We start from the raw sequence: 26,854 nt of genomic DNA, 5'->3' as shown, positions 1-26,854 counted from the left end.
GGCGCGGGGGGTGCGCGCCCGCTCGAGCACAGCGTCGCGGCCCGGAAAATGACCCGACAGCGGCGGTAACGCTGTGTCACCATGAAGACGATGATCAAGCGGTCCCGCTCGGGACCGCCACCCTCGACGACACCAGGAAGGAGGAGGTGGCCGATGCCTCGAATCGCTGTCCGCGCACTGAAGAACCTTGACCTACAGCGGCTTTCGAGTTCCGCCCGGCGCGTGCCGACCGCACCGTCGGACGACGCCCACGAACTCGGCCGCCTCCCGGGCCGGCCCTGAGCCCTGCCCCCTCCTCCGCTCGTAGCTCTTCTTCTCGCGAAACCTGGTGACGCCCATGCTCTTCCACCGTGCCGCCGACGCGGCCCCGACACGTGTAGCAACCTCCCACCCGAGGACCCGAGAAAGGAGGGGATCCGATATGACGAACGCAGTGCAGGAATTCACCCTGGTGGATCTGCTCCCGCTCTCGGACTCGCAGAGCTGGGAGGGTGCGGCCTGCAAGGGTGACCCGAATCACGACGCGTGGTTCCCGTACCCGTCGCAGGATTTCGATTACGCGCGCAGCGTGTGCGCGGGCTGCCCGATCCGGCGGCAGTGCGGCGAATTCGCCGCCGCCACCCACCAGTCCGGCGTGTGGGGCGGCCACGAGTACGACCGCGGGCGCATGATCCGCGAGTGAACCGCCGCGGGCCCGCCGCCCCGGCATCCGGGTAGGACCTGCCCGGATGCCGGGCAGCGACGGGCCCGCGCGGCAAACTTCGCGTGAACAATACACTGGAGCACCGTGGGTACACATCGCAGCGCCAGCGGTTCGCGGGGCGTGAGTAAGGGTCTCGTGGTGTCCGTGGTGGCGGCGCTGCTCGTCGTCGCCGCGGTCGGTGGCTGGTTCTGGCTGCGGGGGCATTCGGCCTCCTCCGACCGCACCGCCGCCGGCGAGTGCGTGGAAGGGCAGACCACGCTCCCGGTCACGGTCGATCCCGACATCGCCGCGCCCGTGCGCGCCGCGGCCGAGCGCTACAACGCGACGCAGCCGAAGGTGCGCGACCACTGTGTCAGCGTGACCGTCGCCGCCCGGCCGTCGGCGGCGGTGGTCGCGGCGTTCACCGCCGGGCACTGGGATTCGGCGCTGGGAACCCAGCCGGCGCTGTGGATTCCGGACTCGTCGCGCTCGATCGAGCAGATGCGCGTGCCCGGGTTGATCGAGGGCGCCCCCGCGTCGGTGGCGTCGAGTCCGATCGTGCTGGCGGTGCCCGAGCGGCTGCGCCAGGCGCTGGAGCAGGAGAAGATCGGCTGGGCGGAGCTGCCGCGGCTGCAACAGGGTTCGCTCGCCGACGTCGGCCTGAACGACTGGGGCGGCCTGCGCATGGCGCTGCCCGCCGGTGACGCCGGACTCGCCGCGGCCCTCGCGGTCGGCTCCAACGTGTCGGGCGCCGACCCGCTCGACGACGAGGGCGCCCGGTCCGGTCAGGTGGTCTCGGCGATCTCGGTGCTGGCCGCCGACGCGCCGAAATCCGAGGGCCCCACGGGCGCGCTCGCGAGCTTGGTCGGCGCGCAGGGCGAGGCCTCGAATGCCGTGCACGCCACCGCGGTTACCGAACAGCAACTCAGGACGGTGGGCGGCGCGACCGCGTTCCGGCCCGACGGCGCGAAGACGCCGGTGGCCGATTTCCCCGCCGCGCTGCTGACCGGATCCTGGGTGGACAAGACGCAGAATCTGGTCGCCGGGATCTTCGCCGACTACCTGCGCGCACCCGATCAGCAGAAGTTGTTCGCGGACAACGGATTCGACGGCGCCCTACCCGTCGCCGCCGCGGTGCCCCCGAAGTCGACGCTGGACCAGGTGAAATCGGTGCTCGCCAATCCGGTGCTCGGCGTGCAGTCGACCGTGCTGCTGGACACCTCGGCGGCCATGGGCGCCACCGACGGCTCGCTCACCCGCCTCGCCAACACCCTCGGCGCGCTGCAGTCGACGATGGACACCATGCCCCCGGACTTCGGGCTCGGCGTCTGGACCTACGCCGGCGAGCAGGGCGGCGGCAACCCGTACCAGGTGGTCTCCGAGACCGCGCCGCTGAGCCAGCAGCACCGCGTCGAGCTGGCCAAGTCGCTCGGCAACGTCACCGCCACCACCAGCCGCACCGACCGCACCTACCCCGCGCTGGAGGCCGCCTACCGCAGCGCCGTCTCCGGCCACGCCGCCCATCGCACCAACAGCATCCTGCTGATCACCGGCGGCCCCAACGACGATTCCGCCATCACCGGCGACAAACTGATCTCCGACATCACCGCCGCCACCGACCCGGCCCACCCGGTCCGCATCGATGTGATCGTGGTCGGCGGCCAGGGCACCCCCACCCTGCAGACCCTGGCCCAGCAGACCGGCGGCACCTACACCCGCGTGGCCGGCTCCAACGACCTCACCTTCGGCACCGCCGTCATGAAGGCCCTCACCACGACCTGACCTGTCGGTGGCCCGTGCCATGCTCTCCCGGTGGGGAGGAGGAGAGCATGGCAGCCGCCGCCGTGTGTGTACATCTTGGCCAGCCGGCCGCGCGGGGTGCTCTACATCGGCGCCACCAGCAATCTCGTCGGCCGGGTGTGGCAGCACCGCAACGACGTCGTGGAGAGCTTCACCAAGCGCTTCGCGATCCACACCCTGGTCTGGTACCAGCCCGCCGAGACCCTGGCCGCCGTCTACCTGCACGAGCGCACGCTCGAGACGTGGCGGCGCGAACGCAAGATCCGCCTGATCGAGGCCACCAACCCGGACTGGCGAGACCTCTACCCCACGCTGCTCTAGTCCGTGTAGGCGTCCAGGGGCGGGCAGGAGCAGACCAGGTTGCGGTCGCCGTAGGCGCCGTCGATGCGGCGGACGGCCGGCCAGATCTTCGGGCGGGGGTGGGTCGATCCCTGTGGGAAGACGGCGGTTTCGCGGGAGTAGGGGTAGGTCCACTCGCCGACGAGGCTCGCGGTGGTGTGCGGCGCGCCGCGCAGCGGGCTGTCCTCGACCGGCCAGTCACCGGCGGCGACCCGATCGATCTCGCCCTTGATGGCGATCATCGCGTCGATGAAGGCGTCGAGCTCTTCGAGGTTCTCGCTCTCGGTGGGCTCCACCATGAGCGTCCCGGCCACCGGGAAACTCATGGTCGGGGCGTGGAATCCGTAGTCCGCCAACCGCTTCGCCACATCGTCGACGGTGACCCCGGTCTGCTTGGTGATCTCGCGCAGGTCCAGGATGCACTCGTGGGCGACGATGCCGTCGGCACCGGTGTACAGCACCGGGTAGTGCGAATCCAGCCGCCGCGCAATGTAATTGGCCGAGGCGATGGCGGTGAGGGTGGCCCGGCGCAGGCCGTCGGCGCCCATCATCCGGATGTAGGCCCAGGTGATCGGCAGGATCGAGGCCGAGCCGTAGCGCGCCGCTGACACCGCGTGCGAGCCCGGCTCCAGCGGATCGCCCGGCAGGTACTGCGCCAGGTGTTCGCGCACCGCGACCGGCCCCACCCCGGGCCCGCCGCCGCCGTGCGGGATGCAGAACGTCTTGTGCAGGTTCAGATGCGATACGTCGCCGCCGAACCGGCCCGGACGGGCAAGTCCCACCAGGGCGTTCAGGTTGGCGCCGTCCACGTACACCTGGCCGCCGGCGTCGTGCACCAGCTCGCACAGCTCGGCCACCTCGTGCTCGTACACGCCGTGCGTCGACGGATAGGTGATCATGATGCAGGCCAGCCGGTCGGCGTGGTCGGCGATCTTGGCGCGCAGGTCGTCGAGGTCGACGTCGCCGTTCGCGCGGCACTTCACCACCTCCACCCGCAGCCCGGCCATGGCCGCCGAGGCGGCGTTGGTGCCGTGCGCGCTGGACGGGATCAGGCACGTATCCCGGTGTGTGTCACCGCGATCCAGGTGATAGCGGCGGATGGCGAGCAGCCCGGCGTACTCGCCCTGACTGCCCGCGTTGGGCTGCAGGCTCACCCGGTCGTAGCCGGTGAGGGCGGCGAGCCAGGACTCCAGGTCCTCGATCACGCGCAGCAGGCCGGGGGCGTCCTCGACCGGCGCGTACGGGTGCAGGCGGGCGAAGCCGGGCCAGGTGATGGGCTCCATCTCCGCGGTCGCGTTCAGCTTCATGGTGCACGAGCCGAGCGGAATCATGCTGCGGTCCAAGGCGATATCCTTGTCGGACAGCTGCCGCAGATAGCGCAGCATGGCCGTCTCGGTGTGGTACCGCGTGAACGCGGGGTGGGTCAGATACGCCGAGGTGCGGGTCTCGACGGCGGGCAGCGCCGTCTCGCGCGGAGTGCCGGCCTCGGTGGAGCCGCCGAAGGAATCCAGCACCACGGCCACGTGCGCGTCGGTGGTCGCCTCGTCGCACGCCACCGCGACGTGATCGCCGTCGACCAGGCGCAGGTTCACCCCGCGCCCCTTCGCCTTGGCCACCACGGCCTCCGCGCCGCCGGGCACGTGCACCAGCACCGTGTCGAAGAACCGTTCGTGCACAACGGCTTCCCCGAGCCCGGCGGCCAGCCGCGCGGCGTGCCCGTGCACGCGCCGGGCGATGGCGCGCAGCCCGTCGGCGCCGTGGTACGCGGCGTACATCGCGGCCACGATCGCCAGCAGCACCTGGGCCGTGCAGATGTTGGAGGTCGCCTTCTCCCGGCGAATGTGCTGCTCGCGGGTCTGCAATGCCAGGCGGTAGGCGAGGTGGCCGTCGGCGTCCTTCGACACCCCGACCAGCCGGCCCGGCAGCTGGCGGGCGTGCGCGCCGCGCACCGCGAGATAGCCGGCGTGCGGGCCGCCGAAGCCCAGCGGCACCCCGAAACGCTGTGTGGTGCCGAAACATACGTCCGCGCCCTGCTCCCCCGGCGGCGTGATCAAGGTCATGGCCAGCAGGTCGGCGCCGGCGGCCACCAGCGCGCCCCGCTCGTGCGCGGCGGCGATCAGCTCGGTCGGGTCGGTGACGCGGCCCGAGGCGCCGGGCACCTGCACCAGCACCCCGAAGAACTCGCCGTCGGGCAGCCCGCCCGCGCTCAGGTCCGCCTCGACGATCTCGATGCCCAGCGGTTCGGCGCGGGTGTACAGCACGGTCCGGGTCTGCGGGAACAGGTCCGTGTCGATCACCAGGCGGGCGGACCTGCTCGCGCGGTTGGCCCGCCGCAGCAGCGTCATCGCCTCCGCGGCCGCCGTCGCCTCGTCCAGCATCGAGGCGTTGGCGACCTCCATGCCGGTCAGGTCCGAGACCATGGTCTGGAAGTTCAGCAGCGCCTCGAGCCGTCCCTGGCTGATCTCCGGCTGGTACGGGGTGTAGGCGGTGTACCAGGCCGGGTTCTCCAGCAGATTGCGGACCAGCACCGGCGGGGTCAGCGTGTCGTAGTAGCCGAGCCCGATCATGGAGGTGGCCACCGTGTTCGAGTGCGCCAGGGCGGCGAGTTCGTCGAGCACCTCGTGCTCACCGGCCGCCGCGGGCAGCACGCACAGGCCGTTGCCCGCCGGGGCGTCGAGAATGCTCGCCGGGAGGGCCCGATCCGCCAGCAGATCCAGCGAATCGATGCCGACGGTCTCGAGAATGCGCGTAATGGCCTCGGCGTCGGGGCCGATATGACGATCGGCGAAGGAACGGGTCACGACAGCTCCCAGGGTTCGGGCGGAGGTCGACGGCGTCGTCGACGGCTTCGGGCCCTCCCCCTCTGTCGTGGCGCCTGAGAGATTCGGGACCCGCGCACAGCCGGGCACCCTTTCCCCATGGGCGGGTGGCCTGCATTGTGTGCAGCCACCACTTTCCAGAGGCGCCGATGGTCCGTACGGTCCCTGTTGCCTGAGAGATTGACGGGGAGGTGCTGCTCCTTCGGCGCCCGGGTCGGACCCCGGAACTCTCCCGCACGGCGGCGACGCACCGCCAGTTTATGCGGTACCGGATGTCGCGCGTGTTACCGACCCGGACAGTCGCCCGCCTGCGCCGCCGGGCGGCTGTGACATTCGCCGCAACCGCCCGCCGCGACGGCTAACCGGTCTTGCGGTTCATCCGCGCCTTGCGGCGGTAGGCCAGCTCGTCCTCGGGACGGTCGCTGGCGGTGCTGACCTCGGCCCGCTCGGCCGGGAAGTTGGCGATCGCGCCCGTGAGTTCGCGCATGGCGCCGCTCACCGCGATGCCGAACACGCCCTGCCCGCCCTGCAGTAAATCGACGACCTCTTCCGGGGAGGTGCACTCGTAGACGCTGGTGCCGTCGGAGAACAGGGTGATGCCGGCCAGGTCCTCGACCCCGCGGCTGCGCAGGTGGTCGACCGCGATGCGGATGTTCTGCAACGAGATTCCGGCGTCCAGCAGCCGCTTGACGATCTTCAGGACCAGGATGTCCTTGAACGAGTAGAGCCGCTGGCTGCCCGATCCGGTAGCGCTGCGAATCGACGGGACCACCAGGCCGGTGCGGGCCCAGTAGTCGAGCTGCCGGTAGGTGATACCGGCCACCTGGCACGCGCTCGGAACGCGGTAGCCCACCAAATCGTCGGGCACCGAATCATCGGGGAACAGTCCTGGCTGCACCACCGCGGCGGGCCGCGTGTCTGATCCAGTCTGCTGTGGTTCGTCTCCCACTGACTACTCCCTCACTGCTTCCGCCGGTGCGAACAACGGCCTAACTGTCGAGGCTACTCCCTCGATTGTCCCGGCAGCAGCGGCACCGGACCAAGCTTCGTGTGCGGCGTGTTTCTCGACCTCTACCTGAGGGTTAAATCACATCGATGACCGGCGCGATGTCCCGCGCGGGCGATCAGCTGTCGGTGGCCTTGAAATCGTCCGGCGACACCGACTCCAGGAACTCCTTGAACTTCTCCACCTCGTCCTCGCGCTCGTCGGGCATCACCAGCCCGGCCTCCTCGAGCACCGGCTCCTCGGCATGGATCGGGCAACCCACCCGCAGCGCGATCGCGACCGAGTCCGACGGCCGCGCCGAGATGCGCAGGTCGTTCTCGAACACCAGATCGGCGTAGAACGTGCCCTCCTGCAGATCCACGATCCGGACCTCCTTGAGGGTGTGCCCGAGTTCGTGGATGAGGATCTTGATCAGATCGTGGGTCAGCGGGCGGATGGGGGTGACGCCCTCCTGCTCGAGGACGATCGCCGTCGCCTCCGCCTGCCCGATCCAGATCGGTAGGTACCGATCGCCGTCCACCTCGCGGAGCAACAGCACGGGCTGATTCTGGGGCTGCTCGACACGGATGCCGATCACACGCATTTCACTCATCGCACTGCCTCCCATGCTCGCCGACCCTCCCCACGGGCACGATGGGGTCGGCCGTATCACCGAGTCTAGGCGAAGAATTCAGCTACCGAGTGCGGCGCGCACCGCAGTCTTCACGAGGCTGGTGTGCAGCGTCAGCGACAGCGCCGCCAGCTCTCGTACCGTCTCCTCCGCGCGGGCGCGCGCGTCGGCGTCGCGGCCCTTGGCGATCGGCGCGGCGATCTGAGCGACCATCGCCGCCTCCCGATCGGCTGCCAATTTGAACGCGCGCAGATGGCGCGCCTCCAAGCCGAATTCGCTCAGCGCCTTGGCGGTGCGCGCGAGCGTCACCGCCTCGGTGTCGAAGAAACCGGCCGCACCGGGGGTGATCAGGTTGGCGCGGATCAGTTCGGCGAGGAACTTCTCCTCGATACCGGCCTGCGCGAGCAGATCGGTTCGGGTGATGCGGATTTCGTGGTCGAACCGCAACTCTTCGGGCGACACCTCACCGGGAACCACACCGAGCCTCCGGGGCGGAGTCGGACTACCGGACGTGGGCGCGGCCTCGGGCGCACGCCCCGAGATCGCTCCACCGGCGCCGTCGGCCGCCCGGGCGCGCGCCTCGCGCACCCCGAGCGTCGCGGCGCCGCTGTCGATCGCCTCCAACTGCTCCTTGATCACCTTCAGCGGCAGGTACTGGTCGCGCTGGGCGGTGAGGACGAACCTCAGCCGCTCCACGTCGGCGACGGAGAACCGGCGATAACCCGAGGGCGTGCGCTCCGGGCTGATCAGTCCCTCGGATTCGAGGAAGCGGATCTTCGAGATGGTGATGTCCGGGAAGTCCGGACGCAGCAGGTCCAGCACGGAGCCGATCGACATCCCTCCGCGTGTCCACTGCGCTGCGCCTGTCATGTCGGTGGCCGATTCGCTATAGCGCGCCCGCGGAGTCGCTCTGTGCGGGACGCGGACCGGTCAGGAACACCAGCCGGAACTTGCCGATCTGGACCTCGTCGCCGTTCTGCAGTTCCGAGGAGTCCACCGGCTCGCGGTTGACGTAGGTGCCGTTCAGGCTGCCCACGTCGACGACCTGGAAGGTGTCGTCGTCCTGGCGGAACTCCGCGTGGCGGCGGGAGACGGTGACATCGTCGAGAAAGATGTCGCTGTCGGGGTGGCGCCCAGCCGAGGTGGTGGGCTGGTCCAGCAGGAACCGCGAACCCGCGTTCGGGCCGCGCTTGACCACCAGCAGGGCGGCACCCGGAGGCAGACCCTCGACCCCTTGCACCGGCTGGTCGCCGGTTTGCTCACCGGAGCGCGACGCGTCGACCTCGTTGAGGAAGTCAGCGCGGAACACCGATGTGGTCTCGGCCGCGCTCTCCCCGTAACCCGGGTCTTTGTTCTCGCTCACCCTTGCTCTCCTCCTCGAACCGTTTATCCGTACCGGCAATCCCGCTGCCGTACCCCGTCACCCGTCGCGACCGGCTGTCGCGCCCTTGGAGATTCCGGCACCGGCCGCCGGCACTTCTGTTGGCATTGACCGTACCCTGCCAGGGCGATCCCGTGCAGGTAGAACTGTGAAGGCCGCTTCAGCCCCCGATAACTCCTTGATAACCTGCGGCATCGAGCAGTTCACCGAGTGTCGCGTCCAGTGTCGCGGCGTCCGCGACCTCCAGTTCGAACATCCAGCCCTCCCCGTACGGATCGCTGTTCAGCGTCTCCGGCGTGGAGTCCAGATCTCCGTTCACCGCAACGACTTTCGCGCCCAGCGGGGCGTAGATGTCGGACACGCTCTTGGTCGACTCCACCTCCGCGATGCCCTCGCCCGCCGCGACCTCGCTGTCGACCGCGGGCAGCTGCACGAACACCACGTCACCGAGCTGTGACTGGGCGTAGTCGGTGATGCCCACGCGCACCCGGGTCGGACCGACCCGCAGGACCCATTCGTGCTCCTCGGTGTACCGCAAATCCTCGGGAAGGTCGGTCACAGGTGCAGTCCTTTCACGGGCGTCCTCTCTCCGGCGTCGTGATCACTGTATCGGCTCGCGGGTTGCCGGCCGCACCGCCGGTATCGCCCGGGACACCGCCAGCGCCTTGCCGAGGTACAGGACACCGGTCCAGAGGTAGACCGCCGTACCCCAGATCAACAGTGCCCACCCGAAGGCCCGGCCGAAACCTGCCAGGGGCCAATCCATTTCCCCGGCGAGCAGCCACGGCAGCGCCGACATCAGCGCGAAGGTGGCCGCCTTGCCCAGGTAGATCACCTCGGGCGGGGGCAGCCCGCGGCGGCGGTAGATCGGCAGCACCGCGGCCAGGATCACATCACGCCCGATCAGCGCCGCGACGAACGGCCACGGCAGGATGCCGCGCACCAGCAGGCCCAGCACGGTGGCCACCAGGTACAGCCGGTCGACGAACGGGTCCAGCAGCGCGCCCAGCCGCGAGTACTGGTCCAGCAGCCGGGCCAGCTTGCCGTCGAGGAAGTCGGTGAAGCCGCTGGCGACCAGCAGCGCGAACGCCCAGCCGTCGGCGTGCTCGACCAGCAGCAGCCACAGCAGCACCGGGACGCCGATCAACCGCAGCACGCTCAGCGCGTTCGGCACGGTGAGGATCCGGTCCGCGCGGCCGTCGGTCGCGGGGGCCGGAGGTTCGCTCGTCACAGCTGTTGCTTACCCGAAACGGCACAACAGCGCCATACGGGCGCGCCGGGGCGGCGGGGCGGGCAGGATATGTTCCGGGGCAGCCGCGACGGGTGAAAGAATGAGTCGCGGATCGTTTCATTGCGGTGCGGTGGATGGAGAGGAAGACATGCCCGACTTCGACTACGACGTGGTGGTGATCGGCTCCGGATTCGGCGGGAGCGTGAGCGCGCTGCGGCTGACCGAGAAGGGCTACCGGGTGGCCGTGCTCGAATCCGGCCGCCGCTGGCCGGCCGAGGCCATCCCGAAGACGAATTGGAATGTGCGCAAATCGATCTGGGCGCCGCGGCTGGGCCTGACCGGGCCGCAGCGGATCAGCGTGCTCGGCAAGTGCGCGGTGTTCTCCGCCGCCGGCGTGGGCGGCGGGTCGCTGATCTACGGCAACACCCTGTACGAGCCGCTACCCGCGTTCTACCGCGACCGGCAGTGGGCGCACATCACCGACTGGAGATCCGAGCTGGCCCCGTACTACGACCAGGCGAAGCGCATGCTCGGGGTGGCGCCGAACCCGCGCATGACGCCGGCCGACGAGGTGATCCGCTCGATCGCCGACGACATGGGCGTCCTCGACACCTTCCACGCCACCAACGTCGGCGTCTTCTTCAACGAGCCCGATCCGGGCACCGAGGTCGACGACCCCTACTTCGGCGGCGTGGGCCCGCGCCGCAGCGGCTGCGTGCACTGCGCGCGCTGCTTCACCGGCTGCCCGCACAACGCCAAGAACACCACCCCCACCAACTACCTCTACCTGGCCGAGCAGGCCGGAGCGAAGGTCTTCGAGCTGACCACCGCGACCAAGGTGCGGCCGATGCTCGGCGGCGGCTACGCCATCGAGACCGAGCGCTCCGATCGCTGGGTTCGCAAGCAGCGCAAGACCTTCACCGCCGAGCAGGTGGTGTTCGCGGCCGCCGCGCTGGGCACCCAGAAGCTGCTGCACCGGATGCGCGACGAGAAGGTGCTGCCGAACCTCTCGCCGCGACTGGGCGAGCTGACGCGCAGCAATTCCGAGGCCATCCTCAACGTGGTGAGCCGCGACCGGTCCGACTTCGCCGAGGGCATCGCGATCACCTCCTCCATCCATCCCGAACCCGACACCCACGTCGAGGTGTGCCACTACGGCAAGGGCCAGAACGCGCTGTTCCCGCTGTCCGCGCCGATCGTCGACGGCGGCGCGTTCCGGTTCCTGCGGTTCCTGCTGGCGATGGTCACCCAGCCGATGGTGTTCCTGCGCAGCCTCAATGCCCGGCACGCGTCGGAGAAGTCGGTGATCCTGCTGGTGATGCAGTCGCTGGACAACTCGCTCACCTCGTTCCGGCGCTGGGGCCGGCTGAAGACGAAACAGGGTACGGGACAACCGAATCCGACGTGGATCCCGCTGGCGCACGAGGTCGGGCGGCGGTTCGGCGAGAAGGTGAACGGCGATGTGCAGGGGCTGGTGATGGATGTGTTCAACATCCCGGCGACCGCGCACTACATCGGCGGCTGCGTGATCGGCGAGGGCCCCGAGGACGGCGTGGTGGACCCCTACCAGCGGGTCTTCGGGCATCCGGGGCTGCACGTGGCCGACGGTTCCGCGGTGACGGCGAACCTGGGCGTGAACCCGTCGCTGACCATCACCGCGCAGGCCGAGCGCGCGATGGCGTTCTGGCCCAACAAGGGTGAGGCCGATCCGCGCCCGCCGCTGGGGCGGCCGTACCGCCGCATCCGGCCCGTGCCGCCGGTGCGGCCGACCGTCCCGGACTGGGCGCCGGGCGCGCTGCGGCTGCCGATCACCCCGGCGGGCCCGGCGGTGCCGACGGCCTGAGCGACGCCGCCGCCGGTGTCGATATGCCCACACGCGGCGGCGGATCCCCACTCGAACCCGCGCGGGCCCTTATGCTTTCGGTACGGGTGTCGACGGGAAGGGCTGATCGCCAATGCTCGTGCGAGTGCAGAATGCCGCCGGCACGGTGGCCGAGCGGACGCTGGTCGACTGGCTGCGCACCTGGAAGGGTCCGGGTGACCCGCACGGCGTGGCCACGGTGAACTGCAGCCTGTTCCACAACGACCGGCTGCACCAGTTCGACGCGGTGGTCTGGACGCCGACCAGCTGCGTGGTCATCGAGGCGGAGGCCCTGGCCGAGCAGGCCAGCGGCGAGTTGGAGGTGCCGCTGAACGGCCCGTGGCGGGTCGGCAACCAGGTCGTCACGCTGGAGGGCGGGGACCGTCGCACGCCGCTGGACAAGTCCCGTGACCACACCTACGCGCTACAGAGCTGGCTGGCCGAGCGCGGGCTGGGTCAGCGGGTGGTGAGCGGGGTCGTGCTGGTGGTGCCGCAGAACGGGTCGGACCTGCGGATCCGGCAGCTGTGGAGCGATCCCAGCTTCGAGGTGGTGCTGGGCGACGATCCGCGCCGCCTGGCCGACTACCTGAACACGCTCGCCTCGCAGGGGCGCGCGCAGTGGACGCCCACCGATATCGCGCTGACCTTCCGCGGCCTGGGCATCCTGCCGTATCTGCCCGCCCCGCAGGACCTCGAGCACGAGGGTTTCGGCGGGCCGGTGGACATCACGCTCTGGTACGGCGGCCCGCAGCAGGCGCAGGCCGAGGCGTATCTGGAGGAGAAGGCCCAAGCCGAGCAGGCCTACGCCGGGCCGCTGGCGATCACCATGCCCTGGTACAGCCCGTGGAAGCTGTATCCGAAGGAGGCCGAGCGGGTCGATTTCGGCCGCGCGTTCCTGCGCGTCACCCTGGCTCTGGGCATGCTCATCGCCTTCGCCTGGGTGTTGTGGTTCGTGATCTCGCTGGTGCTCAGCTACGGTCCCGCCTGACCCGTTCCCACCCCGCGAACAGCGCGGTGACCAGCGTGATCGCGGCCGCCGTCCCGCCGAGGACGTCGGTGAGGTAGTGGTAGCCCAGCCCGATCATGCCGATCGCCACGCCCGCCAGCAGCACGACCGCCACCGTCACCTGCGCGGCCCGCACCCGGCCGTCGGCCGCCAGTAGCACGAAAGCCGTTGCGACCGCGACGAAGTGCACCGTGTGCCCGCTGGGATAGGCCAGATAGTCCTGTAACGGCCGCTCCCACAACGGTTTCAGCACCCAGGTGTTGACCGCCACCGCGAGTTCGGGTGCGAGAAGCAGAAACCCGGCGCTCCACCAGTCCCCGCGCCCCGCGTACAGCACCACGCCGACCACCAGCAACGGCAGCAGAATATAGGCATTGCTCGGAATCACCAGCGCATCGAAGACCCCGGGATGCGCACCGAGCACCGCGCTTATCCACTCCCCCACGCCCCGATCCGCCGCCGTCGGCCCGCCGCCGGCGGGGAAGGTCAGGGGTAGCAGCACGGTGACGAGCGCACCGAGCGCGACGGTCGCGGGCAGCGCGACCCGCCGCGGGTCACCAACGAGCAGTCGATTCACCGCTAGACGATAGCGAGACGATCCCGGCTCAGACTCCCTGGTGGCTGCTGGCGTCGTCGAGCATGGTGGCGTGCAGCATGGACTCCGGGACGCCGAGGGCCTCGACGAGGGTGGCGGCGTGGGGGCGGAGGCGGTCGACGAGTTCGTTGACGCCGCGGCGGACCGCCTTGGCGCGTTCCACCGACATGAACCGGTGCATGATGTACCACGCCTGGTTCTGCTCGAGGGAGGAGTAGACGAACAGGTCGCAGACCGTCTCGGCGAGGTCGCGGGCGTCCGGGTCGTCGATGCCGGCGATGCCCTCGATGAACGCCTCCAGCACCAGGCGGTCGATGTGCGCCTCGCCCGCGGCCAGGATGTGGTCCTGCGCGTTGTTGAACGCCTCGAACGGCCCGGTCTCCTTGGCACGCGCCTGCAACCGGTGCGCGGCCGTGCGCACCAGGTAGTCCTCGCGGTCGGCGAACAGTTGCAACTGCACCGAGCGGCGGGCCAGGTCGCCGTCGTCCACGCCGTTGTCGGAGCGGTCGCGCAGGCGCTGGATGAGCTGGCGCACGCCGGTGCCCTGCCGCACCACGTCGCGGCCCATGGTGGCGGCGAAGCGCACCCAGCCGAGCGCGTCGAGGTCGCGCACCTCGTCGGCGTAGGCGGTGAGCAGTTCCTTGGCCACCAGCTGGGTGAGCACCACGTTGTCGCCCTCGAAGGTGGTGAACACGTCGGTGTCGGCCTTCAGGGTGACCAGCCGGTTCTCGGTGAGATAGCCTGCGCCGCCGCAACATTCGCGGCACTCCTGGATGGCGCGGGTGGCGTGGCGGGTCTGCGCCACCTTCAGCCCGGCCGCGCGCTTCTCCAGCGCCCGCTGCGCGCTCGGGTTCAGGTCCTGGCCGGTCTGGATCGCGTGCATGCGCCGCACCAGGTCGTTCTGCGCGAACGACAGCGCGAACGCCCGCGCCACGTGCGGCAGCAGCCGGCGCTGGTGGCTACGGTAGTCCAGCAGCAAGACCTCTTCGCCGCTGTCGGGGTCGTCGAACTGGCGGCGGCGGTCGGCGTAGCGCAGCGCGATGCTCAGGGCCACCCGCGCGCCCGCCGCGGCCGCGCCGCCGACGCTGATCCGGCCGCGCACGAGCGTGCCGAGCGTGGTGAAGAAGCGGCGGCTCGGGTTCTCGATCTCGGACTCGTAGGTGCCGTCCGGCGCGACGTCGGCGTAGCGGTTCAGCAGGTTCTCGCGCGGGATCCGCACGTGGTCGAACACGATCCGGCCGTTGTCGACGCCGGGCAGCCCGCCCTTGAGGCCGCAGTCGGAGGTGGTGACGCCGGGCAGGTCCGCACCCTGCTCGTCGCGGATGGGCACCAGGAAGCAGTGCACGCCCTTGCTCTCGCCGCCGGTGATCAGCTGGGCGAACACCGCGGCCATCCGGGCGTGCTCGGCCGCGCCGCCGATGTAGTCCTTGCGCGCGGACTCGGTGGGACTGTGCACCACGAATTCCTGCGTCGCCGGGTCGTAGGTGGCGGTGGTCTCGAGGCTGGCCACGTCGCTGCCGTGCCCGGACTCGGTCATCGCGAAGCAGCCCAGCAGGTCCAGCGACAGCAGCCGCTTCACGATGTCGCGGTGGCGTTCGGTGCCGAGGTTCTCCACCGCGCCGCCGAACAGGCCCCACTGCACGCCGGCCTTCACCCACAGCGACAGGTCGGTGTAGGCGAGCATCTCCAGACCCGTCACCGCGCCGCCCGGGTCGCCGGAGCCGCCGTTCTCGAGCCGGAAACCCTTTTCGGCATAACCGTATTGGGCGATCAGCCGCATCTGCTCGAGCACCCGCGCCCGTGCCGCGTGGTGGTCGAGGTACGGGTCGCCGAACAGGCGGTCGTCGGCCAGCTGCTCGCGCGCCTGCTCGCGAATGTCTCGCCAGGGGCCGTCCAAGGCCGCCCGTAGCAGGTCCGCGGTCGAGTTCTCAGTGCCCATGACCCGACGATAGCCGCCCCGCGACGGCTTAATCCGTTCCGTAACCTACGACACCCCGGCGTCACCCGACGCACCACCGCATCGCGCGGTTCGCGGTCCCGCGAGCCGCCGCCGCGTGCGGGATGCCGAGTGTTCGCTCAGGCTCCCGACCGTGCCCGGCGACGGGATCGGCCCGCAGCCTAAGACTGCGGCCGCACCGGCCCGGCGGCCGGACCGCTATCCGCCACCGCCCCGCGGGCCGCCCGTGCGTGCCCGCGCCGAAGACGTTGTCGGCCTTCGCCTTCCGCCACACCGGGACCGGGCGGCACCGCACCGGGCCGCCCCGATCCGCGCCACCGCGCGAGCACGGCAACCGGTCGGTTTCGGCCGCGGACACCCGCCGCGCAACATCGATGTAATGCCGAATTCGCCACACTCGTAACCGCCCCGGCATCGGGCCGTTGCCCCCTATACCACGTTCGACCTGCGAATTCCGCGAACAGACCGATCGGACCGTGTCCGGACCGTGATCCCGGTGCCCTCGGCGGAAGCTGACGGATCGCGGACCAGCATCTACCTTGCAGGGTGTGAGTGAAGAGGTCGATACGGAAGTGATCCGTGACGCGCCGCCGCACCCGCGGTCGGCGGGGCTGCGGCGCATCCTCACCAAGGCCGTGGACCGGCTGGTGGCCGAGCGCCGCGCCACCGTCGACGCGGTGGTGCAGGCGCCCGCGCCGCTGCAGCCGATCGACCTCACCGACGACGCCCGCGTCACCCAGGTGCTCGATCTGGCCGAGCGCGTGGGCGAGGTGGTGCTGGCGTCGGGCACCGGCGTGACCGACACCATGACCCAGGTCGAGTTCATCGCCGCCACGTACGGCCTGTCCCAGTGCGACATCGACGTCACCTACAACTCGATCCGCATCTCGGCCGACCGCGGCCCCACCCTGCCGCCGGCCAGCACCATGCGCATCGTGAACTACCGCTCGCTGGACTTCACCCGGCTGGCCGCCGTCGACCGGCTCACCCGCCGCATCCGCCGCGAGCTGGTGCCGCCGGAGGAGGCGCTGGCCGCGCTCGAGGAGATCACCACCGCGCCGCACCCGTACAACCGCTGGGTCGCGACGTTCGGGTGGTCGCTCATGGCGGCCGCGATCGCGATGCTGCTCGGCGGCGGCGTGCTGCTGGCCTCGATCAGCTTCCTCGCCACCGCGGCCATCGACCGCACCAACCGCTACCTGAACCGGCACGGGCTGCCGTTCTTCTTCCAGCACATGATGGGCGGCGCGATCGCCACGGTCCCGGCGATCCTGCTGAACACCTTCGGCGGCCGGATCGAGGCGAATTCGTCGCTGATCGTGGCGGCCGGGATCACCGTGCTGCTCAGTGGGTTGAGTCTGGTCGGCTCGGTTGAGGACGCCATCACCGGCGCGCCCATCACCGCCGCGGCCCGCCTGCTGGAACTGCTCGTCATGACGGGCGGCATCATCGCCGGGGTGGCGCTCGCGCTGCGGGCGGCGGAGCTGCTGAACGCGTCCTCGCCCCATATAGATATGTCGTCGTCGTCCTACGACATCACCAATCTGCCGGTGAAGCTGATCGCGGGCGCCGTGGCCTCGCTGGCGTTCGCGCTGGCCTGCTACGCGGAGCGGCGGGCGCTCGCCGCCGCGGCGATCAGCGGTATGGCGGCCACGGTCTGCTACCTGTTCGTGCAGTACGCCGACTTCGGCCCGGTGGTGTCCTCCGGCGTGGCCGCGACGGTCGTCGGCCTGGCCGGTGGTCTGATGGCCCGCCGCGCCCTCACCCCGCCGCTGGTCGTCGCGGTCGCCGGCATCACGCCGCTGCTACCGGGTCTCAAGGTCTATCGCGGCCTCGCGGCCCTGCTCAACGACCAGCAGCTGCTGGGCCTGAACCAGATGCTCGCCGCGTTCGGTGTCGCCTGCGCGCTCGCCGCCGGTGTCACCCTCGGCGAATGGATGGCCCGCTTCCTGCGCCAGCCCCGAATCCTGCGGCGGTTCCAGGGCATTCGGCGGCCGGTCCTCGACACGGTGAACTGAGCCCGCGCCGGGGTGCGCGCTCAGGCGGCGAGGCCGATGGTGCGGGCGAGGTCGGCCAGGGTGGCGTCGAAGAGCGCGTCGGAGTCGCGCACCGGGATCGGATAGTTGCCGAAGACCTCGAGGGTCACGTGGCCGTAGAGCCGGGCCCAGAACGTGATCATGAGGTAGGTGACGCCGAGGTCGAGTTTCTCGGCGGGGAACTTCTGACCGGATTCGGCGAGCACCGCGAGCAGTTCGGTCTGGAAGCCGATCAGGTCCTCGCGCAGCGCGTCGGGGATGACATCGGTTGCGGGCGTGACGATGTCGTAGGTGGTGAGCAGCCGCCCGGCCGCCTGCAGGAAGATGCGGCCGAACGGCTCGTCGAATTGCCGCATGGCACTGGGCACGTCGCCGGTGGGCGAGGCGAACACCAGGGTGAACTCCCGGGCGTGCGCCAGCGCCCAGTGCCGGAATCCCTTGCAGATGGCGAACAATTGCACCACGCCGTCGTCGGGCAGCGCCGCCACCTGGGTGGCGAGTTCGGCGGCGAGGTCCGCGCAGATGTCGCTGCGCAGCGCCGCGACCAGATCGTCGCGCGAGGAGTAGTACCGGTACAGCGCCGGCGCGGTGATCCCCAGCTCGCGGGCGATGGCGCGCAGGGTCACCGCCTCCGGACCCTGTTCCACCAGAAGCGTTCTGGCCACCCGCCGGATGTCGGCGTCGCTCACCGCGGGCATCCGGCCCCGACGTGCGGGTTGATTCATCTGCTACCCCTCGACGAACGAGCGGGCCCGGCGCGCGCTCACCGGGCCCGGCCGCTCATTCGTATGCGACCTGCCAGCTCTTGATTCCGTTCAACCAGCCCGAGCGTAGCCGCACCGGCTCGGAGATCTCGCGCAGGTTCGGCATCGCGTCGGCGATCGCGTTGAAGATCAGGTCCAGCTGCAGTCGCGCCAGGTTGGCGCCGACGCAGTAGTGCGTGCCGGTGCCGCCGAATCCCACGTGCGGGTTGGGGTTTCGCAGCACGTCGAACTCGAACGGCTTGTGGAAGTGCTCCTCGTCGAAGTTGGCCGAGGCGTAGAACAGGCCGACCCGCTGGCCCTTCTTGATGGGCTGGCCACCGATCTCGGTGTCCTGCAGGGTGGTTCGCTGGAACGCGATCACCGGGGTGGCCCACCGCACGATCTCGTCCGGCGCGGTGCGCGGCCGCTCGGCCTTGTACAGCTCCCACTGCTCGGGGAAGTCGATGAACGCCTTCATGCCGTGCGTGGTGGCGTTGCGGGTGGTCTCGTTGCCGGCCACCGCCAGCAGGATGACGAACCACGCGAATTCCTCGGAACCCAGCGCCTCGCCGTCGACGTCCGCGGTGACGAGCTGGCTGACGATGTCGTCGGCCGGGCACTTGCGCCGCTGTTCGGACAGGTTCCAGGCGTACCCCATCACCTCGGCGTTGGCCATCCGGTAGGTGTCCTGGTACTGCGGGTCGTCGTAGCCCATCATCTGGTTGGACCAGTCGAACAGCTTGCCGCGGTCCTCCTGCGGCACGCCGAGCAGTTCCGCGATGGCCTGCAGCGGCAGCTCGGCCGCCACCTGCTGCACGAAGTCGCCGCCGCCGGTCTTCTTGGCCTCGTGGACGATTCGCTCGGCGCGCTCGACCAGCGCCTCGCGCAGGGTCTGCACCGCGCGCGGGGTGAAGCCGCGGGAGATGATGCGGCGCAGCTTGTCGTGCGCGGGCGGGTCGGTGTTGACCAGCATGGCGCGCTGGATCTCGATCTCCTCGCGGGTGATGTCGCCGTTGAAGCGGATCACCGCGGTGTTCTCGTGGGTGGAGTACACCTCGGAGTTCTTGGAGATCTCCTTGATGTGGTCGAGCTTGCTGACGACCCAGTAGCCGCCGTCGTCGAACCCGCTGACGCCGGCGGGCTGGTCCACCCACCAGACCGGGGCGGCGCGACGCAGCTCCGCCCACTCCGCCACGGGCAGGCGCGTGGACAGCAGGTCGGGATCGGTGAAGTCGAAGTCGTGCGAGATGGACGGGGCTGACACGGTACCTCCTTTGGAACACGTTCCACAGGAGTGAACCACACCACACTCGTTTTGTGAACATCCTTTACTAAATGATGTTCACTGACCGTTCCGGCCGCCCCGGCGCGGAGGCCGCGGCCACGCCTCAGTAGGCGCCGTCACCGCGGGTCACCGCGCCGATGGTCCGGGCGATCAGCAGCAGGTCGAGCACCATCGACCAGTTCTCCACGTACGACAGATCCATCCGCATGGCGTCCTCGACCGACAGGTCCGAGCGGCCGCTGACCTGCCACAGCCCTGTCACCCCGGGTTTCACCAGCAACCGCCGCCGCATCATGCCGTCGTAGCTGTCGACCTCGCGGCGCACCTGCGGGCGCGGGCCCACCACGCTCATATCGCCGTGCAGCACGTTGAAGAACTGCGGCAGCTCGTCGAGCGAGTAGCGGCGGATCAGCCGGCCCACCGGGGTGACCCGGGGGTCGTCGCGCATCTTGAAGAACAGCGGGTTGCCCCCGGCGGCCGCGATCAGCTCGGCGACGTGCGCGTCGGCGTCGACGTACATGCTGCGGAACTTGGTCATCCGGAAGGGTTTTCCGTCGCGGCCGATGCGCTCGGAGCGATAGAACACCGGCCCGGGGCTGGTGAACTTCACCGCGCAGGCGATCGCCACCAGCACCGGCGCGATGGCCAGCAGCGCGCCCGCGGCGAAGCAGAAGTCGAACACCGCCTTGCCGACCGATTTGGCGCGGTCGTACTGCGGCTTCTCCACGTGCAGCATCGGCATGTCCGCGACCAGCCGGTGGGTGAGCCGGGTGCCGGCGATGTCGACCAGGCCCGGCGCCACGATCAGCTCCACGCCCGGCGCGTCCAGCTCCCAGGCCAGGTGCCGGAAGTCGGCGGGGCCGAGGTTGTCGGTCGCGGTCACCGCGACGGTGTCCGCGCCCGTGGCCCGCACCGCCTCGAGCACCGAACGGTCGTCTCCCACAACGGGAACCGTGCGTCCGGCGACCTCGAGATCGGGCACGTCCCCGTCCGGGGTGCAGACGCCGACCACGCTGTGGCCGGACTGCGGGTCGCGCCAGAACGCCGCGACCATCGCCGCCGCCGCGCCGCGGCTGCCGACCACCAGCACCCGGATGCCGCAGCGGCCGGCCATGCGGTGCTCGGCGACCCAGCGCCGCCACAGCCGCCGCTGCACCATCAGGCCCGCGAGCCCGAGCGGCAGCGCGATCGCGAGGTAGCCGCGCGCGATGTCGAATCGGAAGATCAGCGACAGGATGGCGATCACTCCGAACAGTCGCAGCGTCGCGGCCACGAGTCGGCGGTATTCCTCTGTGCCGCTGCCGATTACGCGCGGCGAGCGGGTGCCGGCGGCGGCCAGGAAGGCCGACCACACCAGCACCAGCAGCAGTGAGACCGCCGTGTAGCGCACTTCCAGCGGCAGCGTGCTGGCCAGCGGCGGATCGACGGGCCCGCCGAAGCGGACCACCTGCGCGGCCGCGACCGCCAGGCACACCACGAGCACGTCCCCGGCCCACAGCCGGCGTGCGTATTCCGCCTGCCAGCGCTCGCGTTCGGAGCGTGCGGTTCCCGGAGCGCGCGTGAGCGCACCGGAACGCAGTTCGAAACTCATGAATGAATACACCTCCCCCACGGGAGAACTCGGCTTCGATCCCCACTGACCGACCCCCAGCGATTCCACACCGTGGCCACCGAGGGGTTCGACGGTGTGTCGCCGACCTGTCCGGGAATGTTACCGGCACGATCTTCGACACGCGCACACCGATTTCTTGCGCCACAAGGTTTCTGGGCAATAGCTACGAACATAACGACTGGTACTTTTTACAATTCCCCTGCCGCCCCGGCGATCTCGAACAGCCTGATAGAAATGCCATGGCGGACAAGCCAATACCGCAGAGCCCTTGATTTGCAAGGTTCGTGCGGTAGCTCCGGGAATACTCCACGGCATGGGGGTGTAAAACCGACCGAAAATCACTTCCAGAGGTCCCTCGCGACCCCCGTGACGGTCGGGAATCCTGTTGTAACGTAAGGATCGTCGACGCCGACCTGTTGGTTGTCCCGGCACACTCGCCGGGTTCCCGGTCCCGGCGAGAGGTGGGGAATTCTTCGTGCGTTGCCGCCTGTGTGAATCCAGCCGGTTGGTCAGCGTGCTCGATCTGGGCGCGACACCACCCTGCGAGAAGTTTCTGACCGCCGCGGAGCTGGATCTCCCCGAACCGACCTACCCGCTGCATCTACGCCTGTGCGAGGCGTGCCTGCTGCTGCAGATCCCGGCGTTGATCACCCCGGCGGAGACCTTCACCGAGTACGCGTACTTCTCCTCCTACTCCGACAGCTGGGTACGGCACGCCGAAACCTTTGTGACGCAAGCGATTCGCGATCTGGAGCTGGGCCCGCGGTCGCTGATCGTCGAGGTCGCGAGCAACGACGGCTACCTGCTGCGGCACGCGGTCGCCGCGGGAGTGGGCTGCGTGGGCATCGAGCCCTCGGTCAACGTCGGGGCGGCGGCCCGCGAGCGGGGCGTGCCCACGGTGACGGCCTTCCTCGACGAGGAACTCGCGGCGAAGGTGCGCTCGGAGTACGGCCCCGCGGATCTGGTGGTGGCCAACAACGTCTACGCGCACGTGCCGGATCTGCTCGGCTTCACCCGGTCGCTGCGCGAGCTGCTCGCCGACGACGGCTGGCTGTCGATCGAGGTGCACCACGCCCTGAACCTGGTGCGGCTCGGCCAGTTCGACACCATCTACCACGAGCATTTCCAGTACTACACGGTGCTCTCGGCGCAGCACGCGCTGGCCACCGCCGGGCTGACCGTGGTCGACGTGGAACTGCTGCCGACCCACGGCGGTTCACTGCGGATCTGGGCGCGGCCCACGCCGGTCGCCACGCCGACGCGGCGGGTCGACGAGGTGCTGGCCGTCGAGCGCGAGGCCGATCTCCATTGCGCGGCAGGCTATTCCGCGCTGCGCACGCGCGCCGAACAGGTGCGCCACGAACTGCTGCGATTCCTGCTGGACTGTCGCCGGTCGGGCCGCAGCGTGGTCGGGTACGGGGCGCCGGGCAAGGGCAACACGCTGCTGAACTACTGCGGCATCCGCCCGGACCTGTTGTCCTACACCGTCGATCGCAATCCGTACAAACACGGCCGCTACACCCCGGGCACCCGGATCCCGATCCACCCGCCCGAGCGTATCGACGCCGACCGGCCCGATGTGGTGCTGGCGCTGCCGTGGAATCTGGAAGCCGAGATCACCGCACAGCTGCGGCACATCGGCGACTGGGGCGCGGATCTGGTGTATCCGCTGCCCGTCCTGCATCACGCCGATTTTTCCGGGGGCCGGAAATGAAAGTTGTCCTGTTCTGTGGCGGTTACGGCATGCGTATGCGCGGCGGCACCGGTGATCCGGTGCCCAAGCCCATGCAGATGGTCGGCCCGCGTCCGCTCATCTGGCACGTCATGCGCTACTACGCGCACTTCGGGCACACGGACTTCATCCTGTGCCTGGGGTACGGCGCCACCCACATCAAGAACTATTTCCTCACCTACGAGGAGTCGGCCTCCAACGACTTCGTCATCCGCTCGGGGCAGGTGGAGTTGCTGGCCTCCGACATCAGCGACTGGACCATCACCTTCGTGGACACCGGCGTGGACTCGGCGATCGGCGAACGGCTGCGGCGGGTCCGCCCGTACCTCGCCGGGGAGCGGTACTTCCTGGCCAACTACGCCGACGTGCTGACCGATGCCCCGCTGGACGAGATGATCGACAAATGCGTGGCCGCGGGCGCCGCCGCGTCGATGATGATCGTGCCGCCGCAGTCGTCGTTCCACTGCGTCGACGTCGACGCCGCGGGCGCGGTCGAGCGGATCACCCCGGTGTCGCGGCTGCCGATCTGGGAGAACGGCGGCTACTTCGTGCTGAGTCAGGAGGTGCTGGACCTGCTGCCACCCGGCGGCGACCTGGTCGAGCACGCCTGCGGCACGCTCGCCGGTCAGGGCCGGCTGCTGGGCTACCAGCACCACGGCTTCTGGAAACCGGCCGACACGTTCAAGGAGCGGGCCGAACTCGACGCCGCCTACCACGACGGCAACCGGCCCTGGATGGTCTGGGAGCGGAGCGTGCCGTGCTGAGGCTGACCGCGCGGGTGCGGGAGATCGCGCTGCTGGCCGCACACTGCGACGACCTGGCCCTCGGCGCCGGCGGCACGCTGCTCACGCTCTCGGAATCCATTGCGGGACTGCGGGTTCGGGCGCTGGTGCTGTGCGGCGGCGGTGGCGGGCGCGCGGACGAGGAGCGGGCCGCGCTGGCCTCCTTCTGCCCCGGCGCCGACCTCGACGTGACCGTCCTGGATCTGCCCGACGGGCACATCCCGGCGCACTGGGAGTCGGTGAAGTCCGCGGTCGCGCGGCTGCGCCGCGGCGGCGAGCCCGATCTGGTGTTCGCGCCGCAGCGCGGTGACGCCCACCAGGACCACCGGCTGCTCGCCGAGCTGGCGCCCACCGAGTTCCGCGACCACCTGGTGCTGGGCTACGAGATTCTCAAATGGGAGACCGACACGCCGCGCCCGACGATGTACGTGCCGCTGTCGCCCGAGCTGGCCCGGCGCAAGGCCGAGCTGCTCGTCAAACACTATCCCTCGCAACGGGATCGGGACTGGTTCGACGAACACGCGTTCCTCGGGCTGTCCCGGCTGCGCGGGGTGCAGTGCCGCGCCGCGCACGCCGAGGGATTCGTCGTCGACAAGGCCACCGTCGTCTTCGGAGGGATCTGACATGCGTGTGCTCGTCACCGGACACCAGGGCTATCTCGGCACGGTCATGGTGCCGCTGCTGCGGGCGGCGGGCCACGACGTGGTCGGGCTGGACATCGGCTACTACGCCGACTGCCTGCTCGGCCCCGCGCCCGCCGACCCGCCGGGCATCGTCGCCGATCTGCGGGAGGTGACGGCCGATCAACTGGTCGGCTTCGACGCGGTCGTCCACCTGGCGGCGCTGTCCAACGACCCGCTGGGCGCGCTGGCGCCCCGGATCACCTACGACATCAACCTGCACGCCTCGGTGCGCCTGGCGGGCCTGGCCAAGGCGGCCGGGGTCCGGCGGTTCCTGTACGCGTCCACGTGTTCGGTCTACGGCGCGGCCGGGGACGGGCTGGTCACGGAGAACGCGCCGCTGCGGCCGCTGACGCCCTACGCCGAGAGCAAGGTGCGGGTGGAAGGCGCCGTCGCCGCGCTCGCCGACGCGCAGTTCTGTCCCGTATTCCTGCGCAACGCCACGGCTTTCGGCTTCTCGCCGCGACTGCGCGCCGACATCGTGCTGAACAACCTCGCCGGCTACGCGGTGCTCACCGGCGAGGTGCGGGTGCTCTCCGACGGCACGCCGTGGCGGCCGCTGGTGCACGCCGCCGACATCGCGCAGGCGTTCGCGGCCTGCCTCGCCGCGCCCGCGGAGGTGATCAGCGGCCGCGCCTACAACATCGGCGACGAGGCGAACAATCTCACCGTCGCCGACATCGCGGCGGCCGTGGTCGACGCGGTGCCCGGGTCGCAGCTGGTGATCACCGGCGAGACGGGGTCCGATCCCCGCTCCTACCGGGTCGACTTCACCAGGGCGCGGGAGGAATTGGGCTTCGCGGCGCGCTGGAGTGTGGCCGCGGGCGCGGCCGAGCTGGCCCGGGAGTACGTCGCGCGCGGGCTCACCGCCGAGGATTTCGCGGATCGCTTCACCCGGCTGGCCCGGCTGCGGGCGCTGCGGGACGCCGGGACGCTGGACGAGAGCCTGCGCCGCGTCCGGATCGGGGCGTGAGCCATGCGCATCGAGCGCACCGAGCTGGCCGACGTCCTGGTCCTGGTGCCCGAACCGGCCCGGGACGACCGCGGGTTGTTCACCCGCACCTTCGACGCCGCCGAATTCGACGACCACCTCGGAATACCCGGCGCGGCAGCAACTTTCGTACAGGACTCGCAGTCGCGGTCGCGGCGCGGCGTGGTGCGCGGGCTGCACGGGCGGTCCGGCCGCGGCGAGGCGAAACTGGTGCGGTGCGCGCACGGCGCGGTGCACGACGTGCTCGTCGACATCCGGCCGGGGTCACCGACCTTCGGCCGCTCCCGGTCGTTCCGGTTGGACGACAACACCTTCCGGCACCTGTATGTGCCGCCCGGATTCCTGCACGGGTTCCAGGCGCTCACCGAGACCGCCGACGTGTGTTATCGCATCGACCGGGCACACGATCCCGCCGAGGATCTCGCGGTCGCCTACGACGACCCGGAGCTGGGTATCGAATGGCCGGACCGGGTGACGGTGGTGTCGGCCCGCGACCGCGCGGCGGGAAGCTGGGCGGCCCTGCGGACCACGCTCGCGGACCCGGTGTCATGACCGCGCCCGGCTGCCGCGCCTGCGGTGCCCCGGATCCGGCGACGGTGCTGGATCTGGGCAAGATGCCCGCGGCGAACCACTTTCCGGCAGTGGACGATCCGGTCGCGGCCGACCGCACCCATGCCCTGGCGATGCGGCTGTGCGGCGCGTGCGGGCTGGCCCAGCTCGCCGACGACGACACCCCGGCCGCCGAGCCCCGCGGGCTGGAGCCGCAGGCCCTGCGCGACCAGGCCGCCGCCGCCGTCGCCGCCGTGGCGAACGACGGGTGGCTGCCCGGGGACAGCGTGCGCGAGTTCGGCAGCCCGCACGGCGGGACCTGGCTGCCGCTGCTGGCCGTGCGCGGTTTCACCCAGACCTATTCGCGGCCCGCCGATGTCGTGCTCGACAGCTTCGGCCTCATGCACGAGCCCGACCAGCGCGCCGCGATCGCCGACCGGGCCGCCGCCACCCGCCGCACCGGCGTACTGCTGGTGCAGTTCCACTCGCTGCACACCATCGTGCGCCAGCGGCAGTGGAACGCGCTGCGGCACGGGCACTTCGCGTACTACTCGCTCACCGCGCTGCGGGCGCTGCTGCACACCGCCGGGTTGTATCCGGCGACAGCGTGGCAGTTCGACCTCTACGGCGGCACGGTGCTCTGCGCCGCGGTGCCGCGGCCGGTCGAACCCGACGAGTCCGTGCGGCGCATCCTGGCCGCCGAGGCCGCGGCGCACCTCACCGACGCGGCGGCGCTGAGCCCGTTGCAGCACGCGGCCGACGAGCAGGTGCGCGACTTGCGCGAGTGGCTGGAACGTGAAGCGGCACAGGGCAATCGGGTGTACGCCTACGGTGCCGCCTCGCGCGCGGTGGCGCTGTTCGCCCGCGCCGGGCTGCACCGGGGCCACCTCGCCGGCGTGGCCGACGCCTCGCCCGCCAAGCACGGCCGCCGGATGCCCGGCACGGACATTCCGATCATCACCCCGGAGGAACTGTCCGGCGCCCGTCCCGACCGGGTGCTGCTCACCCTGCCCGATCTCCTACCCGAGGTCCGGGAGCGGCTGCCCGCCCTCGACCGCGCCTGGGTCACCGACATTCCGCCGCCGCCGTAATCGGCCGCCACAGCGATCCGAAGCCGGGCGGGCTTCGAATCACAGGGGGAAAACCATTGCGCCCGT

General features: G+C 70.3%; 24 protein-coding genes and 1 riboswitch. Of the genes, 12 read left to right on the top strand and 12 right to left on the bottom strand.

Going from position 1 to position 26,854, the window contains the following annotated elements; translation table 11 throughout:
- Positions 1-421 precede the first annotated feature (421 nt).
- From IU476_RS33060 to IU476_RS33050, 3 genes are all read left to right on the top strand, one after another.
- Positions 422-682 (top strand): WhiB family transcriptional regulator, encoded by a 261-nt coding sequence (locus IU476_RS33060; RefSeq protein WP_195106254.1) that lies wholly within the window; start codon positions 422-424, stop codon positions 680-682.
- A 105-nt stretch (positions 683-787) separates the two neighbouring features.
- On the top strand, positions 788-2,464 hold the full coding sequence (locus tag IU476_RS33055) for a substrate-binding domain-containing protein (protein ID WP_195106253.1): 1,677 nt from the start codon (positions 788-790) through the stop codon (positions 2,462-2,464).
- Between the two features lie 30 nt (positions 2,465-2,494).
- The gene (locus IU476_RS33050; protein ID WP_195106252.1) at positions 2,495-2,803 is read left to right on the top strand and encodes a GIY-YIG nuclease family protein; all 309 of its coding nucleotides are present in this window, start codon (positions 2,495-2,497) and stop codon (positions 2,801-2,803) included.
- Here IU476_RS33050 and gcvP read toward each other — a convergent pair.
- The 7 genes from gcvP to IU476_RS33015 form a co-directional block, all read right to left on the bottom strand.
- Positions 2,800-5,622: an aminomethyl-transferring glycine dehydrogenase gene (gene gcvP, locus IU476_RS33045; RefSeq protein WP_195106251.1), complete on the bottom strand. Its 2,823-nt coding sequence runs from the start codon at positions 5,620-5,622 to the stop codon at positions 2,800-2,802. The two genes, IU476_RS33050 and gcvP, sit on opposite strands and share 4 nt — an antisense overlap.
- Before the next feature lie 167 nt (positions 5,623-5,789).
- Positions 5,790-5,885, bottom strand: a riboswitch (glycine riboswitch).
- 113 nt (positions 5,886-5,998) lie between these two features.
- Positions 5,999-6,589, bottom strand: a complete 591-nt coding sequence (locus IU476_RS33040; RefSeq protein ID WP_324194521.1) for a MerR family transcriptional regulator — start codon at positions 6,587-6,589, stop codon at positions 5,999-6,001.
- A gap of 175 nt (positions 6,590-6,764) precedes the next feature.
- The gene (locus tag IU476_RS33035) at positions 6,765-7,238 is read right to left on the bottom strand and encodes a bifunctional nuclease family protein (protein WP_195106250.1); all 474 of its coding nucleotides are present in this window, start codon (positions 7,236-7,238) and stop codon (positions 6,765-6,767) included.
- 78 nt (positions 7,239-7,316) lie between these two features.
- Complete coding sequence (ftsR, locus tag IU476_RS33030) at positions 7,317-8,093, bottom strand: transcriptional regulator FtsR (protein ID WP_195106249.1); 777 nt, start codon at positions 8,091-8,093, stop codon at positions 7,317-7,319.
- Positions 8,094-8,142: 49 nt separating this feature from the next.
- On the bottom strand, positions 8,143-8,619 hold the full coding sequence (gene odhI / locus IU476_RS33025; protein WP_195106248.1) for an oxoglutarate dehydrogenase inhibitor Odhl: 477 nt from the start codon (positions 8,617-8,619) through the stop codon (positions 8,143-8,145).
- Positions 8,620-8,797: 178 nt separating this feature from the next.
- Complete coding sequence (gcvH, locus tag IU476_RS33020) at positions 8,798-9,196, bottom strand: glycine cleavage system protein GcvH (protein ID WP_195106247.1); 399 nt, start codon at positions 9,194-9,196, stop codon at positions 8,798-8,800.
- A 42-nt stretch (positions 9,197-9,238) separates the two neighbouring features.
- Entirely contained in the window at positions 9,239-9,868 is a 630-nt protein-coding gene (locus tag IU476_RS33015) for a CDP-alcohol phosphatidyltransferase family protein (protein WP_195106246.1), read from the bottom strand.
- 148 nt (positions 9,869-10,016) lie between these two features.
- On the opposite strand from IU476_RS33015, the gene IU476_RS33010 reads away from it, so the two are divergent.
- Positions 10,017-11,711, top strand: a complete 1,695-nt coding sequence (locus IU476_RS33010) for a GMC oxidoreductase (RefSeq protein ID WP_195106245.1) — start codon at positions 10,017-10,019, stop codon at positions 11,709-11,711.
- A gap of 124 nt (positions 11,712-11,835) precedes the next feature.
- Entirely contained in the window at positions 11,836-12,717 is an 882-nt protein-coding gene (locus tag IU476_RS33005) for a nuclease-related domain-containing protein (protein ID WP_324194520.1), read from the top strand.
- Here the strand turns inward: IU476_RS33005 and IU476_RS33000 are convergent.
- The gene (locus IU476_RS33000) at positions 12,698-13,312 is read right to left on the bottom strand and encodes a phosphatase PAP2 family protein (RefSeq protein ID WP_195106243.1); all 615 of its coding nucleotides are present in this window, start codon (positions 13,310-13,312) and stop codon (positions 12,698-12,700) included. The two genes, IU476_RS33005 and IU476_RS33000, sit on opposite strands and share 20 nt — an antisense overlap.
- Before the next feature lie 28 nt (positions 13,313-13,340).
- A complete protein-coding gene (locus IU476_RS32995; protein ID WP_195106242.1) occupies positions 13,341-15,269 on the bottom strand; it encodes an acyl-CoA dehydrogenase family protein in 1,929 nt (642 codons plus the stop codon).
- 590 nt (positions 15,270-15,859) lie between these two features.
- Here IU476_RS32995 and IU476_RS32990 point away from each other — a divergent pair.
- A complete protein-coding gene (locus IU476_RS32990; RefSeq protein WP_438944099.1) occupies positions 15,860-17,305 on the top strand; it encodes a threonine/serine exporter family protein in 1,446 nt (481 codons plus the stop codon).
- Between the two features lie 20 nt (positions 17,306-17,325).
- Here the strand turns inward: IU476_RS32990 and IU476_RS32985 are convergent, their stop codons facing one another.
- The 3 genes from IU476_RS32985 to IU476_RS32975 form a co-directional block, all read right to left on the bottom strand.
- Complete coding sequence (locus IU476_RS32985) at positions 17,326-18,048, bottom strand: TetR/AcrR family transcriptional regulator (protein WP_195106241.1); 723 nt, start codon at positions 18,046-18,048, stop codon at positions 17,326-17,328.
- A 55-nt stretch (positions 18,049-18,103) separates the two neighbouring features.
- Complete coding sequence (locus tag IU476_RS32980) at positions 18,104-19,330, bottom strand: cytochrome P450 (RefSeq protein ID WP_195106240.1); 1,227 nt, start codon at positions 19,328-19,330, stop codon at positions 18,104-18,106.
- 124 nt (positions 19,331-19,454) lie between these two features.
- Complete coding sequence (locus tag IU476_RS32975) at positions 19,455-20,942, bottom strand: sugar transferase (RefSeq protein ID WP_195106239.1); 1,488 nt, start codon at positions 20,940-20,942, stop codon at positions 19,455-19,457.
- Positions 20,943-21,438: 496 nt separating this feature from the next.
- Here IU476_RS32975 and IU476_RS32970 point away from each other — a divergent pair, with 496 nt between their 5' ends.
- The 6 genes from IU476_RS32970 to IU476_RS32950 are packed head-to-tail and all read left to right on the top strand — an operon-like array spanning position 21,439 to position 26,788.
- Complete coding sequence (locus tag IU476_RS32970) at positions 21,439-22,677, top strand: methyltransferase domain-containing protein (RefSeq protein ID WP_195106238.1); 1,239 nt, start codon at positions 21,439-21,441, stop codon at positions 22,675-22,677.
- Positions 22,674-23,459, top strand: a complete 786-nt coding sequence (locus IU476_RS36535) for a glycosyltransferase family protein (RefSeq protein ID WP_228824702.1) — start codon at positions 22,674-22,676, stop codon at positions 23,457-23,459. Before IU476_RS32970 ends, IU476_RS36535 begins: the two co-directional genes overlap by 4 nt.
- Positions 23,453-24,100 carry a PIG-L deacetylase family protein gene (locus IU476_RS36530; protein WP_324194518.1) on the top strand — a complete coding sequence of 216 codons (648 nt, stop codon included), beginning with the start codon at positions 23,453-23,455 and terminating at the stop codon, positions 24,098-24,100. The genes IU476_RS36535 and IU476_RS36530 overlap by 7 nt, the downstream gene beginning before the upstream one ends.
- 1 nt (position 24,101) lies before the next feature.
- A complete protein-coding gene (locus IU476_RS32960) occupies positions 24,102-25,130 on the top strand; it encodes an NAD-dependent epimerase/dehydratase family protein (protein WP_195106236.1) in 1,029 nt (342 codons plus the stop codon).
- Positions 25,131-25,133: 3 nt separating this feature from the next.
- Positions 25,134-25,700: a dTDP-4-dehydrorhamnose 3,5-epimerase gene (gene rfbC, locus IU476_RS32955; protein WP_195106235.1), complete on the top strand. Its 567-nt coding sequence runs from the start codon at positions 25,134-25,136 to the stop codon at positions 25,698-25,700.
- Entirely contained in the window at positions 25,697-26,788 is a 1,092-nt protein-coding gene (locus tag IU476_RS32950) for a class I SAM-dependent methyltransferase (RefSeq protein WP_195106234.1), read from the top strand. The genes rfbC and IU476_RS32950 overlap by 4 nt, the downstream gene beginning before the upstream one ends.
- The last annotated feature ends 66 nt before the right edge of the window (positions 26,789-26,854 follow it).

Source organism: Nocardia blacklockiae, from assembly GCF_015477355.1.
GTDB lineage: Bacteria > Actinomycetota > Actinomycetes > Mycobacteriales > Mycobacteriaceae > Nocardia > Nocardia blacklockiae.
Note: the sequence above shows the minus strand (reverse complement) of the source record. Positions and strands in the feature narration are given on the sequence as shown.

Bases quoted from the DNA above. Each gene is read 5' to 3' on its own strand.
- IU476_RS33060 (WP_195106254.1), top strand. From the start codon at position 422: ATGACGAACGCAGTGCAGGAATTCACCCTGGTGGATCTGCTCCCGCTC.
- IU476_RS33035 (WP_195106250.1), bottom strand. From the start codon at position 7,238: ATGAGTGAAATGCGTGTGATCGGCATCCGTGTCGAGCAGCCCCAGAAT.
- ftsR (WP_195106249.1), bottom strand. From the start codon at position 8,093: ATGTCGATCGGCTCCGTGCTGGACCTGCTGCGTCCGGACTTCCCGGAC.
- IU476_RS33010 (WP_195106245.1), top strand. From the start codon at position 10,017: ATGCCCGACTTCGACTACGACGTGGTGGTGATCGGCTCCGGATTCGGC.
- IU476_RS32995 (WP_195106242.1), bottom strand. From the start codon at position 15,269: ATGGGCACTGAGAACTCGACCGCGGACCTGCTACGGGCGGCCTTGGAC.
- IU476_RS32985 (WP_195106241.1), bottom strand. From the start codon at position 18,048: ATGAATCAACCCGCACGTCGGGGCCGGATGCCCGCGGTGAGCGACGCC.
- IU476_RS32975 (WP_195106239.1), bottom strand. From the start codon at position 20,942: ATGAGTTTCGAACTGCGTTCCGGTGCGCTCACGCGCGCTCCGGGAACC.
- IU476_RS36535 (WP_228824702.1), top strand. From the start codon at position 22,674: ATGAAAGTTGTCCTGTTCTGTGGCGGTTACGGCATGCGTATGCGCGGC.
- IU476_RS32960 (WP_195106236.1), top strand. From the start codon at position 24,102: ATGCGTGTGCTCGTCACCGGACACCAGGGCTATCTCGGCACGGTCATG.
- rfbC (WP_195106235.1), top strand. From the start codon at position 25,134: ATGCGCATCGAGCGCACCGAGCTGGCCGACGTCCTGGTCCTGGTGCCC.
- IU476_RS32950 (WP_195106234.1), top strand. From the start codon at position 25,697: ATGACCGCGCCCGGCTGCCGCGCCTGCGGTGCCCCGGATCCGGCGACG.